General features: G+C 63.3%; 1 pseudogene. It reads right to left on the bottom strand.

Annotated features, from left to right (window positions below):
• Positions 1-305 (bottom strand): annotated as a pseudogene (locus EN845_RS34625) (error-prone DNA polymerase); the annotation flags it as partial.

Raw genomic sequence — 305 nt, 5'->3', positions numbered from 1 at the left:
AGTCGCTGTAGCGCACGTCCACCGGCAGCACGCTGATGCCATGCCGGCGCGCATCCTGCAGCAGCTGGTCGGGACTGTAGAAACCCAGTGGCTGGCTGTTGATCAGGCTGGCGGTGAACGCGGCCGGGTGGTGGCATTTCAGCCAGCAGCTGTTATAGGTCAGCAGGGCGAAGCTGGCGGCGTGGCTTTCCGGGAAGCCGTAATCGCCGAAGCCCTTGATCTGCTCGAACAGGTGCTCACCGTATTCCAGGCTGAAGCCGTTCTCCAACATGCCGGCCAGCAGCTTCTCGCGATGCGGTTCCAGC

This window comes from Mesorhizobium sp. M8A.F.Ca.ET.202.01.1.1, from assembly GCF_004791595.1.
Lineage (GTDB): Bacteria > Pseudomonadota > Alphaproteobacteria > Rhizobiales > Rhizobiaceae > Mesorhizobium.
The sequence above is the reverse complement of the archived record's forward strand: the minus strand, read 5'-3'. Positions and strand labels throughout refer to the sequence as shown.